The following is an 18,033-nucleotide window of genomic DNA, read 5'->3' on the forward strand; positions in this document are numbered from 1 at the left end:
TGTATTGTGTTTTTAAAGTTTTTAGTTAGTTTACCACGCCCCCAAAAAAGAGTTATTTCTCTCCTTATCGACAGCGTATTTATAATAGTGGCTTTTTGGCTTTCTTTTTTGCTTAGGCTAGATAGTGTAGTTGTTTTAAAAAGCATACACAATTGGTTATTACTAGCCGCTTTGTTACCACTGAGTTTACTTAGTTTTGTGAAGCTAGGATTATACAGAGCTGTTCTACGATATATGAATACACAAGCTATGTGGGCCATTGCCGCTGGCGTTGTGCTATCTACATTATATTTAACTGTTTTGTCTTTCTTTTTAAGTGCCGCGGTTCCGCGTACTGTGCCATTTATATATGCTAGTTTCTGTATTTTATTTGTAGGTGGGTCAAGGTTAACAGCGCGCGCCATTGTAGGGCAAATCACCATGCGTCGCAAAGAAGGTGTAATTATATATGGTGCAGGATCTGCAGGTCGGCAATTAGCTACCGCGCTTGCTAGCGGGCCTGAATATTCACCTGTTGCATTTATCGATGATGACTCTAAAAAGCATTTATCTGTAATACAGGGAGTATGCGTGTACTCATCTACACAAATAGCAGAAGTTGCAAAGCAAAAATGTGCTAAGAAGATTTTACTTGCCCTGCCAAGCACATCAAGAAGCCGCCGTAAAGAAATACTTAACGCAATTGAAAAGTACAAGTTACAGGTGATGACCATACCTGGAATGGCCGATATAGTGTCGGGCACTACAAGTGTTGATGCAATTAAGGATGTAGAAATCGATGACCTACTTGGCAGAGAATCAGTTAAACCAAGACAAGATTTAATGTCATCAAATATTACCAATAAAGCCGTTATGGTGACTGGCGCAGGTGGTTCAATAGGGTCAGAGCTGTGTAGGCAAATAATAAAAAATACTCCAACAAAAATTGTGTTGTTTGAGCTTTCAGAGTTTGCTTTATACGCTATTGAAAAAGAGCTTTCAGAATATTGCGTTGCCAACAACCTAAATATTGAAGTGTTACCAATACTTGGCTCCATTCAAAATAAAAAATTACTTGAATCAACATTTTCAACTTTTAGTATTCAAACTGTATATCATGCCGCAGCTTACAAGCATGTCCCACTAGTAGAACATAATGTAGTTGAAGGTGTTCGCAACAATGTTTACGGAACTTATAATGTAGCAACCGCAGCCATATTTACTAATGTAGAAACATTTGTTTTAGTGTCTACCGATAAGGCTGTTCGCCCAACAAATATAATGGGAACAACCAAGCGTATGGCCGAACTTGTTTTGCAAGGCCTTTCAGAGGTGCAAAGCACCACGCGCTTTACCATGGTTAGATTTGGTAATGTTTTAGGATCATCGGGTTCGGTTGTGCCGCTTTTTAGAAAACAAATAAAAGCAGGTGGCCCAATAACATTAACCCATCAAGATATAACGCGTTACTTTATGACAATACCAGAAGCCGCTCAGCTTGTTATTCAAGCTGGTGCAATGGGGGTCGGTGGCGATGTGTTTGTGCTTGATATGGGGGAGCCTGTAAAAATTAAAGACCTTGCAACAAAAATGGTGCACTTGTCAGGGCTTGAAGTTAAGCATGAAAAACGACCAAATGGCGATATAGAAATTAAATGTACTGGTTTACGCCCAGGTGAAAAGTTATACGAAGAGTTATTAATTGGCGATAACGTTACTGGGACTGATCACCCAAGAATATTAAGTGCTCACGAAATAAAAATGCCATGGGCTGAATTAGATACCTTTTTAGCTAATCTAAAAGTTGCATGTGACGAGTCTGACCATCCTCAAATTCGTAAGCTACTTTTACAAGCACCCACAGCGTTTTCACCTACGGATGGTATTTGCGATCTTAACTGGAAAGAAAAACAAACTAGCCAATCAAATGTAACCGTTTTGCCTAACATAAGTAGTTCTTGAGTAGCTTTATTAAGACGATTGTTGGTGTTTTAGGTCTAATAATTCGCGTGAGTAAGCTCACGCCTACAAAGGTATGCCAAACCACAAATATTAAGGTTTACACCATGTAGGCGCCTTGCTTGCTGGCGCTTTAAAAGCATAGCTTTTACATTTAACCATTTGCGTGAGCAAGCTTCACGCCTGCAAAGATATCCAAAACCTCTAATATTAAGGTTTAACACCATGTAGGCGCCATGCTTGCTGGCGCGTTAAAAGCGTTTATATTTAACTATTCGCGTGAGCAAGCTTCACGCCTACAAAGGTACCCCAAACCTCTAATATCAAGCTTTAACCCCACGTAGGCACCATGCTTGCTGGCGCGTTAAAAGCGTTTATATTTAACCATTTGCGTGAGCAAGCTTCACGCCTACAAAGGTATGTCAAACCACTAATGTTGAGGCTCAACCCCACGTAGGCGCCTTGCTTGCTGGCGCGTTAAAATCTATAAATAAACAGAGTTCCAATAAGGGTATTCCCTTAAATTATCTACTAACCCTGCTCGTAAAGGGTTAGCAGCTATATATCTTGCTTGAGTTATTAAGTCCTTTTCATCTCTTACTTTGTGATCATAATAATTTGATTGCCATATTTTTCCGTGGGTACAGTTTTGTTGATTAAGCTTATACGTTGTAATATTTTTAAACTTTCTAATTAGGTTTGATAGGTTAGGAGTGTTGCCAAGCTGTAAGAGCCAATGAACATGATCGGGCATAACTACATAACAAATAGTGTTTATTGAATTATTTTTAGAAAAAAAATACAGTTCTTTAGTAACTAAACGTGCATTTACGAAGTTAGAAAATAATGGCTTGCGATGGTTACAACATAAAGTGATAGAGAAAAAGGCATTACTTGTAGGGCACCGCCCTTTTAAGCGTTTATGTGTGTTTACCATATAATTTTTACCTTTTAAATCCATTTGCGTGAGCAAGCTTCACGCCTGCAAAGATATCCAAAACCTCTAATATTAAGGTTTAACACCATGTAGGCGCCATGCTTGCTGGCGCGTTAAAAGCGTTTATATTTAACTATTCGCGTGAGCAAGCTTCACGCCTACAAAGGTACCCCAAACCTCTAATATCAAGCTTTAACCCCACGTAGGCACCATGCTTGCTGGCGCGTTAAAGCTAACTTCCTATTTCAATTTTAACGCTCTCACCCAACACCTCTTTGTATTTATTTGCCAATGCAGCTTTTGCATCATCATCGCCATGCACAATTTTTATATGGCTTGGCTTTTTACGCATACCCGTTACAAACTTAATTAACCCGTTTTGATCGGCATGTGCACTATAACCGCTAATAGTGTGTACTTTGGCATTAATGGTAACGCGTGTATTGTTTATAAATACATAACCATTACGTGGGCCGTATTGTTGAATATCACGGCCTAGCGTGCCTCTCCCTTGGTAGCCCACAAATAAAACATCGGTGGTTGCATCACCTAAAAATCGTTCTAGGTAATTAACTATTCGGCCTCCGGTACACATACCGCTGGCGGCTAAAATAATAGCAGGCGTTTGGCGCGTACTTAAGTAATTAATAATGGAAATATGTTCTTTATGCGAATCAACCGTGGTTAGGTTTTTAAAATCAAGTGGGTGACGGCCTTTGGCTACTTTCTGTTTTGCTTCGTTATCCCATAAGTGTTTAAACTTTCTATATTGAGCAGTAAAGTTTGCTGCCATGGGAGAGTCGAGTATTACGTGTATATCTCGCCATTTAGTATGCTTGGCAGAGCTATGTATAAGTTGTTCTAGTTCGTATAGAAGTTCTTGGGTTCGGCCAATACTAAATGCAGGCACTAGCACCACGCCATTATCTGCAACCGCACGCTCTATTATTTTTTTAAGTGTTTGGGTACGCTGTTTACGCCCTTGATGGTTTTTATCACCATAAGTAGATTCAATCACTAAAGTATCGGCTTTATAAGGCGCTTTAGGCGAGGGGAGTAATGGCGTGTATGGAGCGCCTAAATCACCCGAAAATACAACGCGGTGAGTGCTATTTGGTTTAGTACTTTGCTTATGAGTTTTAATGTCAATTTCAACATAGGCTGAACCTAAAATATGCCCGGCTCGCTGAAATCGCGCTTTAGCACTTTGCTGTCCATTGCATGGCAAGTTAAACCATGTTTTAAAATCAACGGGTACAATGCGTCGCTTTAGTAGGTTTAAGCAGGCATTTATAATTTTAGGGTCGCGTGTTACGCCCACTTTTAGCGCATCTTCTATTACTAGCGGCAATAAACTGGCTGAAGCTTGCGAGGTAAATATTGGCCCTTTAAAGCCGGCGGCAAATAAATAGGGAATTCGGCCAACATGATCAATATGGCAATGCGTAACAATAAGCGCGGTAACATGGCTAATATCAAATTCTATTGATAAGTCTTCTTTTGAGTCCTCCCCTTGAAATAACCCGCAATCAACAAGTACACTTGTTTGCTCATTAATTAAAAGCTCATGGCATGAGCCTGTAACACCGTTTACAGCCCCGTGGTGAAGTAAATGCATACACTCTCCTTGTGTTAAAATTTAGTTAAAATAAAAAGTGGTAAAAATAGCTGTTTTACTATGTTTTTCCGAAAATAAGTTAACTCATCAGATTTAAAATAAGATATGTAAAAATATTTAACAAAATCAATTTTAAACGTTACCAGTGTTAAGTTACTGTTACATAATTAGTTAAGTTTATTTTTAGTGATAAACTTAGTACTCAAAGCATAAGTTTGGCATTATTTATTTTAATTGCCAGTTTACATAGGTGTTTAGTATTAGCTATAATGCTCACCTGATTTAGTTTAATCTTGTGTTAATTGCAATTTTGTTATGTGGGATTGCTATGGAAAGTTGGTATTTAGTAGTGTGTAAACCTCGTCAGGAAGAGCGGGCAAAAACCAACTTAAATAATCAAGGGATTGAAGCATTTTACCCCCAATTGACTACCGAAAGGCTGGTCAAAGGTCGTAAGACCATCAAAAAATCTGCTTTATTTCCAAATTATTTATTTGTGTTCCTTGATTCAAAAAACGGTAACTTTTCTGCTGTAAAAAACACACGCGGAATAGCAAGTTTTGTTGCATATGGTGCCAAATACCAAATTGTACCAATACAAATAATAGAACAACTAAAGTGTGAACGTTTGTACACTACTAAATCCGAACTGCCAAAATCAGGTGATAGGGTAAACGTAAATAACAACTCGTTTAACAATATAGATGCCATATATAAAGAACCGGATGGAGACATCCGAAGCATTTTGTTAATTAAATTGCTTAACAAAGAAGTAGAAATAAGCATAGACAACAATGATTTTAAATAAACTCCTTAGTGGCAAGTATTAAATTATTACCCCGCTCATCAAAGTTTAGCTTTTATCAGTAAGTAGGAACTGCAACCTAGGGGCGGAAGCGTGCCCGAAGGGCTAGATAAGCAAATGGTTTTGCTTTCAAGCTGGAGCGAGAGGAGCTCTGCGACGAACTGGAACGTGAAGCGTGCCCGAAGGGCTATTCATAGACGCGTAGTTTGCCAGCGTGAATGCTAATAACTCATAAAGTAAATCAGCCACTGTTTGCTGTCTATATTTTATAAAATACTGAGTAAGCATAAATACTTATTTAAGCGAATGCCAAAGCGCAAAAGCGTGTTTCGGCTTGCGTGCAAAGTAAGCTCATGCTTTAATTAGCCGATAAAATACAAGTACTCACCAAGGTTGGTGGGCAAGTGCAATATTTAAAATAATTTTGGGATTCTACGATGGCGTTAAGCTGTAAATCACTCATCACTTCACTCGCAATACTATCAGTTACCGGTTGCACCATAGTACCAGGTAGCCATTTTGAAGGCATAGAATCTGGCGAGCAAACACAAAACCTTGAGCAAGATCTCGAAAAAGTAAATATTCAAATTATCGACTCGTCGCTAATTAAACAACAAAAACAAGCACGTGCATCTGCAAAGCCAATATCTAACACCGCAGGTGTAAACGTAAGTAATTACGAATATAAAATTGGCATAGGCGATACGTTAACTATAGGTGTGTGGGATCATCCCGAACTTACAATACCCGCAGCGGTGCAACGAACCGCAGAGTTTGATGGCTTTCGCGTACAAAAAGACGGCACCATTACCTATGCTTATGCGCCAAACATTCCAGCAGCAGGGCGTACTATTAGCGAAGTACGCGAAGACCTAGTTAAACGTTTGAGCCGAGTGATTGAAAACCCACAGGTAGACATAAAAGTTGTGGGCTTCAATAGCCAAAAAGCTTATGTGACAGGTGAAGTGAAGCAGCCAGGTGTGTACCCAGTTACCGAAATACCACTTACCCTAATTGACGCGCTAAACCAAGCGGGTGGATTAACAGAAGCCGCCGATTGGCGCACAGTAACGTTTACTCGTGGCAACAAAACAGAAACCATACAGCTCGACAGCTTTTATTCACAGGGTGATATTTCGCAAAACCGTTTACTTCAACACGGCGACATAATTCATGTAACACGTAACGACGCACAAAAAGTATTTGTACTGGGCGATGTAAAGCGTGCAGGGTCTATTGTATTAAACCGATATGGCTTAAACCTAGCCGAAGCGCTAAGCGACACCGGTGGCCTAAACGAAACCACAGCCGACGCCAATGGCGTGTTTGTACTGCGCAAAAGTAACGTAGAACAAACAGGTGTTATTGCAAACGTATACCAGCTGCACGCTAAAAACATTACTGCAATGGTATTAGCCGAGCAGTTTGAGCTGCAACCGCACGACATTGTTTACGTAACATCGGCACCATTGGCTCGTTGGAACCGCGTAATAAGCTTATTGTTACCGTCGGTATCAACGGTTGATAACCTAAACGACATAAATAACTAAGGCGCATAGCAATGTTCGATTCTGTATTAGTTGTATGTGCTGGTAATATTTGCCGCAGCCCAACGGGTGAATATGTATTAAAGCAAAAGCTTGAAGGTAAAAATATTAAAGTGTCGTCGGCTGGACTAACTGCGCTTGAAGGCAAACCTGCCGATGCAAAAGCAAAACAAATTGCCCAAGCACATGGTGTAAACATGGATGAGCACCAAGGCAGGCAGTTGTCGTCTGCACTTGTTGCGCAAAATAGCGTAATACTGGTTATGGAAGAGCGCCATTTAAACGATGTACACGCCCGTTACCCCGAGGCACGCGGTAAAACATTTTTACTAGGTAAGTGGATTAACAACGCCGAAATTCCCGACCCATACCGCCAAAGTACCGAGGCATTTGAACACGTTTACACATTAATTGATAGCGCATGCAGCGCTTGGCAAAAGTATTTATAAGGAATGGCTAATTTAATGAATACCCAGCCTGAAAGTAAAAATAAAAACACCGCACAACCCACCCAAGAAATTGATTTAATGGCACTACTCGGCGCATTACTCGACCGTAAATACTTTATAGCAGGCATAACAGCACTGTTTATGTTTATAGGTGTGGTTTATGCAGTATTAAGTACACCGGTTTACCAAGCCACCGCCATGATACAAGTGGAAGACGGCGGTGCATCGGTCCCCGGGTTTGACGACATGGCCGGCATGTTTGAAAGTACATCGGCCGCGGTGACCGAAATTGAGCTGCTAAAATCACGCAGTGTAATTGGTGAGGCGGTAGATTCACTTAAGCTTGATATAATAGCTGAGCCAAAACTATTCCCATTTATTGGAGAGCGAGCTTACCGTAAGTTTACCCCCATGGAAGAGGGCGATTTAGCCGAACCAAGTTTTGGTGCAAGCAGCTACGCATGGGGCGGCGAAAGCATAAATATATTTAGGTTTGACGTACCACGTGCTGCTATAAACCAAGAGTTTATACTTGTAGCACAGGCAGGTAACGGTGTTGCTCTGCTAAATGGTGGTGGCGACGAAATACTCGCTGGTAAAGTAGGTGAAGAGCTTACTAACGGTAAATTTAACCTAACAGTGCGCAAGCTTAATGCGCGCCCAGGTACGGAGTTTTTATTAGCCCGTAAAGACCGACTTAATACTATTCTTAACTTACAAGCAGCTATTGGCGCAAGCGAAAAAGGTAAAGACTCAGGCATAATTAATTTAAGCCTACAAAGCACAAAACCAAGTTACGCTGAAAAAGTGCTTGATAAAGTAGCCGCTATTTACGTACGCCGTAATGTTGAGCGTAATAGCGCAGAGGCACAAAAATCGCTTGAGTTTTTAGAGGTGCAATTACCTGAAATTAAAAAACAACTTGAATACGCCGAGCAACGTTTTAACGACTACCAAATAAAACGCCAGTCAATAAACATAACGCTTGAGACCCAAGGCGTACTCGAGCAAGTAGTAAAGCTAGAAACCAAACTACAAGAGCTAAACCTAAAACGCCTAGAGCTAGGTCGTAAATTTAAAAAAGACCACCCCGCATACCAAGGTATTATTGAGCAAATACAAGCAGTAGAAAGCCAAAAAAATGAGTTAATTGGCGAGGTAGGTAACCTGCCCGAAACCCAACAAGAGCTACTGCGTTTAAAGCGCGATGTTGAGGTAAGTAACCAAATATATACACTGCTACTTAGTAAAACCCAAGAGTTAGACATAGTGCGTGCTGGCACGGTAGGTAATGTACGCGTTATAGACTACGCCGAGGTAAATACCAGCAAGCCAGTAAAACCTAAAAAAGCATTAATAGTAGTAATGGCAACTATGCTTGGTGGCATGCTTGCAGTGGCTATTGTACTTATACAAAAAGCCATGCATAAAGGGGTTGAAGACCCAAGCGAAATTGAAGGCCTAGGCATACCGGTATACGCAAGTGTACCCTACTCAGACTACCAAGATAAACTAACCGGCTTTACAGGGCGCAAAAATAAAGCAGGTAAAGCTAAAAGCTTGCTCGCGCTTGATAACCCAGCCGACCTTTCAATAGAGGCCCTGCGTAGCTTACGTACCAGCTTACACTTTGCGATGATGGAAGCTAAAAACAACATTGTTGCTATATCGGGCCCAAGCCCAGGTGTGGGTAAATCGTTTATATCGGTTAACTTAGCAGCAGTGTTAGCGCAAAGTGGTAAAAAAGTGCTAATTATTGATGCCGACATGCGCAAAGGCTACCTGCAAACCCAGTTTGGCTTAAAATGGGACGATGGCCTTAGTGATTACCTTTCAGGTCGTTTAAACTTAGCGCAGGTAACTAAGCCTACCAAGGTTGAAGGCTTAAATGTAATTACCCGCGGGCAAATACCGCCAAACCCTTCTGAGCTATTAATGCACAGCAACTTTAACAAACTAGTTGAAGAGGTAAGCGCAGCTTACGACATAGTAATTATAGATACCCCACCAATACTGGCAGTAACCGACCCAGCTATAGTGAGTGCGCATACCGGCACTACATTATTAGTGGCACGCTTTGGCCAAAACCACTTACGTGAAATAGACCTAACCCGCAACCGCTTTGAGCAAAATGGGATAGACGTAAAAGGCCTAGTATTTAACGGGGTGGTTAAAAAAGCAAGTAATGCTTATGGGTATTATGGTTATTATAACTATGAGTACAAAAGTGATAAAAAATGAAACTAAATTGTAGTTTCAATTTAATGGCACTGGCAATGAAAAGTAGGCAGCTGTGAAATTTAGACGTGACATAAATACTTTGAGGGCTGTTGCTGTAATGGCAGTCTTAATTTATCACTTTAGCCCAGAAGTGCTTTCAGGTGGGTTTGTTGGGGTAGATATTTTTTTTGTTATTTCAGGCTATCTAATGACAAAAATTATATCTGATAAAATTAATGCACAATCCTTTTCATTTATAGAGTTTTATAGTGCTCGTTGTGTAAGAATAATACCTCCTTTAGTATTTTTATGTTTTGCTTTAATGCTTTTTGGCTATTTCTATTTGTCTATATTTGACTTTAGAAATTTAAATAAACATATATTTTCTAGTGGTCTGTTTATCTCAAATATAAATTATTATATGGAAACAGGTTACTTCGATGTTAGCTCTAACTATAAGTGGTTGTTACATACTTGGTCTCTCTCTGTCGAATGGCAGTTTTATATATTATTTCCTGTTTACATGTTGGTTATAAATTATTTACTACCTTCTAGGTATTTAAAGTGTTTTTATATTTTCACACTGGCCGCGTTGTTTATATATGGAATGTATTTATCTAATATAAACCAGTCCTTGGGTTTCTTTTCTCTTCAATCTAGAGGTTGGGAGTTAATGCTAGGAGGTGTTGCTCATTTATATCCAATTAAAACTCAATCAGAAAAAATAAAAAAAACATTAGCCTACGTTGGTTATTTTCTGCTGATTATATCGATAATAACACTAACTTCTGGATATGGCTGGCCTAGCTTTTACACTTTGGTCCCTGCTTTAGCTACATTTATTATTATTTTAGCGTCAACAAATATGCCTTTCGATAAAAGTGAAATTGTTCAAGCTATCGGTACTCGATCATACTCTATATATTTATGGCACTGGCCGATAAAAACAGCCTTTTTCTATTGTTCATTAACATCTCCTTTATATGATGTTTTAGGAGGAGCAGGGGCTATTATTGTTGGGAGTTTTGCTTATTCATTAATTGAAAAAAATAGTAAAGGTAAGTTTAGTCAGTTAACCTTAAAGCGGGTATTCTTTTTTAAACCATTATGGTGTGTAGTATTACTTACTGTCGCTAGTTCTTACATTTATTTTAAAAATGGCCTTTCAGAAAGACGTGTTCCATCATTACTTAATATTCAAAAAAGTCCTTTTCATACTGAATGTGATAAAAAAAATTGTAATTACTTTTATCCAAATCCTAGTTGGGCTGTCTTGGGTGATAGCCATGCAAAGGAAATTGCATATTCACTGGCAAAAGAACTAGCTAAAACTAAAAATAGCTTAATTGAGTATAGTTATGCTGGCTGTAAACCTTCTTTTGAATTAAAAGAAACTAACGGCTGTATGGCATGGACAGAAAAATCGGTGTCTGAAATAGTTAACAATGAAAAAATAAAGAATATAGTGATCAGTTACAGAACTATTCTTTTCGAAGACGATGATAACAGTTTTGAGTCGTTTGATAAAATTATCAAAACCCTATCAAAGACAAATGCGAATATTTACATACTGATGCCTATTCCTTCTTCAGATAGTAAAGTTAACTCAATAGCTTTTAGGCATAATTTTATAAATGACAATAGCGTATCCTCAATAAGTATTACACTTGAAAATTATAATAAAAATAATTCTCGAGTAATTAGCTATCTAAATAAAATACAAGATAAAAAAATTAAACTTATAGATACGAAAAGTTATTTTTGCGATTTAACGCACTGTTATTCCATAAAGGGAGGAATTCCTCTTTATTTTGACGATAATCACCCTTCAATAAATATTACAGACAAAATTATAAAAACTTTGTTGTTACAATAAATAGGGACGTGGCGTTGGTTGACTTCTACATTATTTTTTTTAGTGTTTTATTTTTTTTAAATATTTCCATTTTACTCTTCATATATGATGAAAAAAACACTTTAAAAGTTGATATTAATCGAGATAGCTTAGCAATATTTGGTGCGTTTATAGCCGCGCTAATATTTATGTTTTACCTTAACTTATTAGACTATAGTTATAGCGATGACTTTAAGCAGTATCTAAGATGGTTTCATGAAGTGGCTATAATTGACGACTTCTCTGATCTTGAACGAGAGAAGGATCTTGGCTTCTCTTATTTGTTATACCTACTATCTAGATTTACCAGTTCAAATACTATCTTTACTTTATTATTAAGTATTTTTGTCCTTTTGTTTATATCTTCAATATCACAGCACGACAGGGTTAAATTTTTTAATTTCGAATCAATGTTTATTTTATTTACAATTTTATTACTAAATAGAATGGCATTAGAGCATTATTTTAATATTATTCGTTCTTTTGTGTGCTCGGCGGTATTAATATATGTACTTTTGAAATTTTTTAGAAGCAAGTATATTTGGTTGGCATTAATCCCTCTAATGTACTTTATACATAAAATGCAATTTCTATTGTTTTTTATTTTCTTATTCTTAGCTGTTATCTTGCCAGTACGAGTTTTAATAGTCTTAATAATTATTGGTGTTATAAATATTTTCACTGATGCTTCATCACAAGTTATAGCAAGTCAGATGATTAAATATATAAATTATATTACCGATTTTTATTCAAATAGTGGATTGACAGGTGACTTGGTTTTCTCTTTTTCAAAAAAATTGCAGGTCGGCTTTTACATTATAATTCCATTACTATTATTATATACACAAACAATTACTAATTGGGGGTTTGTTAGTATAGTCAGCCGGAAAGACGCTTTTTTAATTAAATATATTTATTTATTGTCTGGGGTGTACTTCTTATTCGTATCTGTTTTTCCGGTTGCAGATAGGTTAACAGTGATATTAATCCCTTTACTATACATAATGTTTATTAAGTATGTACCGAGGAAAATAGTTGTAACTTATTCATTGTGTGTAGTTGCTTTTAATTACATTGCATTAATTAGAAACTCTGCATATTTAAATGTTTAAATATTGAGATTTAATGTTGTTTATTTGGGGTAGTTGTGATTTTGTTTAAAAAGTTAAAAGATAAGTTAGGCTCCATATATTTTTATAGTGCCTTAACCTCTCTTATAGGCGCATTTTTATCTTTTCTGTATGTTAAGTCGGCAGGTTATGAAGAATTTGGCTTATTCGTACTTCTAATGAGCCTGATAGGCGTTATGCTCGATATTGTAAGTTCAAGGACAAGTGAAGGGGTTACATATTTTTCAAAGTTAAATCATGGCAGGAAAGATGTTATCTTTTCAGGTTGTACCTTTGATATAATAATAACCGTTGCTTTTTTTTTTGTGGTCGGCGTATTTTACTTCAACTATCACCAACTCGATGCACTTTCTAATATAGAAAGCGACGCTATTTTATTGTATGGGTTATATCCATTAACGCGTATATTATTTGGTACTACGCAAGGCTTACTGATTGCTGATGGAAGGTATAATGACGTTATAATAATCAACTTTATATCATCACTTATAAGGCTTTTATCGACGTTTTTCATTATTTACTCAACAAAATTAAATCATACTGGCATAGCTTTAACGTATGCTATTTCTACTATCGTGTTTATACCTCTGTTAATCAGAACATTATATTTAAGTCAGTTTTGGTGCTTTTCAAGTAGAAAAATAGTACGTGGCTTTTTTTCGTACTCAATAAAAACATTTTTATCTAGTTTAGTGAAAAGTGGTAATAAAAAAATAGATAACTTAATTATTGGCTTTTTTATAGGTCCGGCATTTCTTGGTTTATACGAACTTTGCAAAAAAATAGTTTTACCTATTACGTTTTTAGTAAATCCTCTATCTAATATTTACTTTCCTGCTTTTGTTACAAACTATGCATCTGGTAACTTTGAAAAAATAAAAAATGTGATAAAAAAATCTTCTTTTTATATTTTAACCATGCAATTGATTTATGCATTTATAACTTTCTTAGCTATTACTTATTTACCAATAGGTATTTTTGATGGCTATGAATTTGATGAGATAATATTTGTGTATTTGTCCGTTTTAATTAGTTTTTCATTTATACAGCATACATGGTGGTGCCGGCCCTTCTCTAACAGTGTAGACCCCAAACTTTCTCTTTATGTGAATTTATTAATGACGTTGGGCTACTTATGTATTGTGCTACCTTTAACAGCTTATTATGGCAAAGATTTGTTTTTAATTTTAATACCGTTATTGAATTTGTTTTTATACCTATGTTGGTATGTATTATTAAATAGGAAATTAAATTTTGTTCACTAAAATATACAATCTAAAAAAAAGAATAGAGAACAAAATATCTGTGCTCGTAATAAGCCGGTGTGTTAGAAATAAAGGTAACCTCAAAATCTATGGAAGAGTGACTATAGAAAACCCAAAAAATTTAACACTTGGAAAAAATGTTACAATTAATGAGGGGGCTTATATAAATTGTAGGGATAAGGTTTATATTGGAAATAATGTAAGTGTTTCAGCTGGTTGTAAAATATTAACTACTGGACTGGACTCTGATAGGATGCATACCAGCGCTTCTGTTAAAATAGATGATAACTGTTGGTTGGGCGTAAATTCCGTCATTCTACCTGGTGTACAGCTTGCAAGTAAGTGTATTGTTGGGGCTTCAGCGGTTGTTACTAAAAGTGAAATTAATGAAGGTAGTACCCTTGTAGGTATACCCGCAAAAAATATAAGAAATGGGTGACCATATGATAAGTAAAATTGGAGTTTCGTTATTTTTCATTAATTATTTTATCCAAAAAGTGCTTAGGTATAATAATAAATTTCCATATTTAATACACTTCACTTCTCGAATTCGTTCACCGAAAAGTATTATAGTTAATAAAAATGAATCTAACGCGGTGTTTAGGTGTTTTGCTGAGTCACCGGGTGTTTATGTACAGGCTCTCAATGGGGTAGAGCTCCATTCTTGTTTAAATATAGCGCCAGGCGTGAAGATTATTTCTTCTAACCATAATCCGGGTAACCTTGATGAGCATTTAGACTCAGCGCCCATTAAAATCGGTAAAAATGTTTGGCTTGGCGCTAATGTAGTTATTTTACCTGGTGTTGAGCTTGGAGATAACGTAACCATAGGTGCAGGAAGTGTTGTTACTAAATCAATCCCTTCAAACAGTATTGCTGTAGGTAACCCTTGTAAAGTGATAAAAAATGTTTGTAGTTAATATAATTAATTCAATAATTGGTAAGCCTGGAAATATAGGTTATAGGTTTTCTTATGTTCAAAAAGAGCAAATAGATCAAAAGATTGGTTTTATAACTGTTGCCAGAGGGAATGTATTAAAGCATACAAAAAATATTTTTTCTTTGGGTGTATTCTCTTTAATCCCTAGAGGTCTGCATTATTTACGACGCAACTATTTTAAACGTTTGAATACTAGAAAAGCCGACTTGCTTTTATTTGAATTCTTTTTTGTATTACTACTGCCTTACATTTACTTTAAATCCCGAACGCATAGCGAAAAAGTGGCTTATGTAATTGAAATATCACCTTTTATCGTAAAAGCCCTAAAAAGAATGGGGTTTCGCATTGTGTTAGATATTCCTATTGCACCTAACAACTATGTAAAAAAAGCAATAGATAATTATCAAACGCAAGAACTGGTCTATCATTCACACTTAGATGAAAGGGAGCGCTTATGTTTTCAATTATCTGATCTAGTTTTAGTGCCTTCAGATTTTGTTTACAAAGAGGTTGTTGAATTAACTAACAAAGATAAGGTTGAGGTAATTCCCTTTGGCTCAGTACAGAAGCCTTTTCGAAACACCGTGGCAAAATTAGGTAAAAAACATGGTCTAGATTTTGTGTTTGCTGGAAATGTTTCTTCTCGTAAAGGGGTAAACTTTTTACTAGATGCTTGGGATAGCCCTGAGTTTTCAAATGATACATTGCATCTTTGTGGAAATGTTACAAAAGAGATTAAAAATAAAGTCGCTACGCTAGAGCAGAGCAATATAGTTTTTCCTGGTTTTATTAATACGCAGGAATACTTTGAAAAATGTGATGTGTATGTTTTTCCATCTTTAATGGAAGGCTCATCTAAGTCTGTTTATGAGGCGATGGCTAACAGCTTGCCCTGTATAGTTACATACCAATCAGGGAGTGTTATTGAACACAAAGTTGATGGTTTAATTATAAATGCTTTTAATACAGATGAGCTTAAAAGCGCAATGCTTCAAATTAAAAAAATGGATTTAGCCGAAATTTCAAAAAACGCACACGTTAAAAGTGAAAGTTACACGTGGGAAAAATATATAAAGCAAGTGATGAAGGCTTTAGCTCATGAGTAATAAAAAAACAATCATTTTCACCCGTAATTTCCCCTATAATCAGGGTGGAGCTGAAAATAGCCTTCTTGAAGAGCTGCTCAAAAGTCAAACAAAAATATCTTCAATATTTTTTGCTGAACAACTGAGTCATAAATATGTAAGGGGAATTGAGCAGCTATCTAGCGATTTTGTTGGATACAATGACTTTACCATTTTGAAGCGGTTTTTCTATTACGAGTATGTATTAAATATAAAAAATATTGAGAGAAAAATAGCGAGCTTAGACTTTGATAAAGTTGTTACACAAAACCGTTGGGCACCTGCGGTTGTAAATGCTGCTAATAGGTTAGGTAAAGAGTCTGTCTATTTTTTAAGAGACGAAACATCACTTGGTGATATAAATAATTACTATAGTGGATTGAAACGTTTAGCCCGCGACGTATATAAGGCAGTAGAGCTACCTGGTATTTACAAGTTCAACTCAGATAACGAAAAAGCGTTAAATGAAGCTACAAAGGTAATAGCTAACTCCAATTATATGGCAGAGCGCCTCTGGGAAAAGTACAAAGTACAAGCTGATGTTATTTATCCAAAAGTTGATTTTGATTGCCTGAAAAAGAACTATAAGCAAGCTCAATATGAAAATAACATCTCTAATGATGGAATTGTGTTGATAGGTGATACAAGAATCAAAGGTGTTGATACATTTTTAGAAATAGCTAAGTGTTTCCCTAACGAAAAGTTTTATATTTTCGGTAAAAATAAAAACTTTATTTCACCGCTGAAAAATGTAACACACATGGGGTGGTCTAATAATACTGCCTATCCATTCTCAAGAGCGAAAGTTGTTATTGTTCCTTCTATTTGGAATGAGGCTTTTGGACGAGTTGCTGTAGAGGCGAACTTTTTAGACATTCCTGTTTTGGTAAGTAATAAGGGAGGATTGCCTGAAGCAGTAAACTATGAGGCTAAATTTATAGTAGACAGTTTTGACGATTTAAAAAATAAATTAAGGAAGTATGTTTAGCTAATGAATTTATATTACTGTTCTTTGTACTACAAAAATGATCACGTTACGGGTGCAAATAAGCGTTTTGATGAAATTGGAATTAGGCTCCTGGAATCGAGTGCATTTGACTTAGTTTGTATTGTAACTTCAGGTAATAGGCCTACATGGTGTCCCAAGGAAAATTGTATTGAAATTTCTGGTTTTAAAAGTAAATTGCAGCGCCTGAGAGCTTGGGTGAAACTTTCTTTACTTTTATGGCGATTACCAAAGGGCGTTCTTTATAACGATTTTCAGCCTAAACCTACTTTTTTTGTTCTAAAACGTCATAAACACTTTCAACTAATTCATGATTTGAGAAATTTCGATAAATTTAAACGGGGTGGGTTGGGTGTATTTAGTGCTTTTTTTCAAAAGGCCCAACTTAAGTACTCCGAGAATGTCGTGTCAGTAAGTAATTATACGACTGAACTGGTTGAAAACTTATGCTCAAAGAATCGTGAAAATATCATAACTTCTTACAATGGGGTATCTGGTAGTTATGAGGGAGGCTTTAATAACAGAGAGATTGATTTACTCTATATTGCGACTTATGAAGAAAGAAAAAATCACGCTAGGTTGTTAGAGGCCCTGAATCAAATTATTCATAGGAAGTTAAATATCGTTTTTGTTGGCTCCGATTTAGGGTTAATGAGCGAAGTTATAAACAAGGCCAATTCGGTTAGTGCTTCAGCTGGACATAGTTTTGAGTTCTTAGATCAAATTTCGGAAGAACAGTTAACTGATACCTATAAAAATAGTAAGATTTTTTGTTCGCCTTCATTATACGAAGGTTTTGGAATGCCATTGATTGAAGCATATAAATATGGCTGTTTAGTTGTTTGCTCGGATATTAAAGTATTTAGGGAAGTTACCCTAAATGAGGCTGTTTATTTTGAACCTACAGATGTCGATGACATCAAGTCGACTTTAGAGTCTTCTTTTTTAAATTACGATGGCTTGCTAAATAGTGAGCATGCAAAAAAAGTAACCAACTATTTTTCTTGGGATGCTATTACAAAAAGGCTAATTAAGGATTTAAATAGTAAATGAGGAAGCTACTCTATATAACTACTGTAAATGTAGCCGATAATTCTGCGCAGTCTCTACAAATAATTTCAATGTGCTCAGCGTTTAGTAAATTAAACAATAATTTTAAG

The 18,033-nt window shown here is 36.5% G+C and carries 14 protein-coding genes and 1 pseudogene; 13 read left to right on the forward strand and 2 right to left on the reverse strand.

Going from position 1 to position 18,033, the window contains the following annotated elements:
• The first annotated feature begins 6 nt into the window (after window positions 1–6).
• Complete coding sequence (locus BCG07_RS06890) at window positions 7–1,941, forward strand: polysaccharide biosynthesis protein (RefSeq protein WP_286889465.1); 1,935 nt, start codon at window positions 7–9, stop codon at window positions 1,939–1,941.
• Between the two features lie 481 nt (window positions 1,942–2,422).
• Here the strand turns inward: BCG07_RS06890 and BCG07_RS06895 are convergent, their stop codons facing one another.
• Together BCG07_RS06895 and BCG07_RS06900 are read right to left on the reverse strand one after the other, a co-directional pair.
• Window positions 2,423–2,899, reverse strand: a complete 477-nt coding sequence (locus BCG07_RS06895) for an REP-associated tyrosine transposase (RefSeq protein WP_286889467.1) — start codon at window positions 2,897–2,899, stop codon at window positions 2,423–2,425.
• Between the two features lie 208 nt (window positions 2,900–3,107).
• Window positions 3,108–4,493, reverse strand: coding sequence for an MBL fold metallo-hydrolase RNA specificity domain-containing protein (locus BCG07_RS06900; protein ID WP_286889469.1), 1,386 nt, complete (start codon window positions 4,491–4,493; stop codon window positions 3,108–3,110).
• Between the two features lie 328 nt (window positions 4,494–4,821).
• Between BCG07_RS06900 and rfaH the strand changes: the two genes are divergently transcribed.
• From rfaH to BCG07_RS06955, 12 genes and pseudogenes are all read left to right on the forward strand, one after another.
• Window positions 4,822–5,301 (forward strand): transcription/translation regulatory transformer protein RfaH, encoded by a 480-nt coding sequence (rfaH, locus tag BCG07_RS06905; RefSeq protein WP_039036310.1) that lies wholly within the window; start codon window positions 4,822–4,824, stop codon window positions 5,299–5,301.
• 434 nt (window positions 5,302–5,735) lie between these two features.
• Complete coding sequence (locus BCG07_RS06910) at window positions 5,736–6,848, forward strand: polysaccharide export protein (RefSeq protein ID WP_286889471.1); 1,113 nt, start codon at window positions 5,736–5,738, stop codon at window positions 6,846–6,848.
• Window positions 6,849–6,859: 11 nt separating this feature from the next.
• Window positions 6,860–7,294: a low molecular weight protein-tyrosine-phosphatase gene (locus BCG07_RS06915; protein WP_058403315.1), complete on the forward strand. Its 435-nt coding sequence runs from the start codon at window positions 6,860–6,862 to the stop codon at window positions 7,292–7,294.
• Window positions 7,295–7,309: 15 nt separating this feature from the next.
• Window positions 7,310–9,535, forward strand: a complete 2,226-nt coding sequence (locus BCG07_RS06920; RefSeq protein WP_286889473.1) for a polysaccharide biosynthesis tyrosine autokinase — start codon at window positions 7,310–7,312, stop codon at window positions 9,533–9,535.
• A gap of 52 nt (window positions 9,536–9,587) precedes the next feature.
• Window positions 9,588–11,390, forward strand: coding sequence for an acyltransferase family protein (locus tag BCG07_RS06925; RefSeq protein ID WP_286889475.1), 1,803 nt, complete (start codon window positions 9,588–9,590; stop codon window positions 11,388–11,390).
• An 8-nt stretch (window positions 11,391–11,398) separates the two neighbouring features.
• The gene (locus BCG07_RS19905; RefSeq protein WP_353743794.1) at window positions 11,399–12,520 is read left to right on the forward strand and encodes an EpsG family protein; all 1,122 of its coding nucleotides are present in this window, start codon (window positions 11,399–11,401) and stop codon (window positions 12,518–12,520) included.
• A 35-nt stretch (window positions 12,521–12,555) separates the two neighbouring features.
• Complete coding sequence (locus BCG07_RS06930; RefSeq protein ID WP_286889477.1) at window positions 12,556–13,803, forward strand: lipopolysaccharide biosynthesis protein; 1,248 nt, start codon at window positions 12,556–12,558, stop codon at window positions 13,801–13,803.
• Complete coding sequence (locus BCG07_RS06935; protein WP_286889479.1) at window positions 13,793–14,242, forward strand: acyltransferase; 450 nt, start codon at window positions 13,793–13,795, stop codon at window positions 14,240–14,242. The genes BCG07_RS06930 and BCG07_RS06935 overlap by 11 nt, the downstream gene beginning before the upstream one ends.
• A gap of 304 nt (window positions 14,243–14,546) precedes the next feature.
• Window positions 14,547–14,723, forward strand: a pseudogene (locus BCG07_RS06940) (DapH/DapD/GlmU-related protein); the annotation flags it as partial.
• Window positions 14,710–15,849 carry a glycosyltransferase family 4 protein gene (locus BCG07_RS06945; protein ID WP_286889482.1) on the forward strand — a complete coding sequence of 380 codons (1,140 nt, stop codon included), beginning with the start codon at window positions 14,710–14,712 and terminating at the stop codon, window positions 15,847–15,849. The pseudogene BCG07_RS06940 and the gene BCG07_RS06945, both read left to right, overlap by 14 nt.
• Window positions 15,842–16,855 (forward strand): glycosyltransferase family 4 protein, encoded by a 1,014-nt coding sequence (locus tag BCG07_RS06950; RefSeq protein ID WP_286889483.1) that lies wholly within the window; start codon window positions 15,842–15,844, stop codon window positions 16,853–16,855. Before BCG07_RS06945 ends, BCG07_RS06950 begins: the two co-directional genes overlap by 8 nt.
• Window positions 16,856–16,858: 3 nt before the next feature.
• Entirely contained in the window at window positions 16,859–17,926 is a 1,068-nt protein-coding gene (locus BCG07_RS06955) for a glycosyltransferase (protein ID WP_286889484.1), read from the forward strand.
• Window positions 17,927–18,033 lie beyond the last annotated feature (107 nt).

The organism is Pseudoalteromonas sp. ESRF-bin5 (genome assembly GCF_002632075.1).
Lineage (GTDB): Bacteria > Pseudomonadota > Gammaproteobacteria > Enterobacterales > Alteromonadaceae > Pseudoalteromonas > Pseudoalteromonas marina.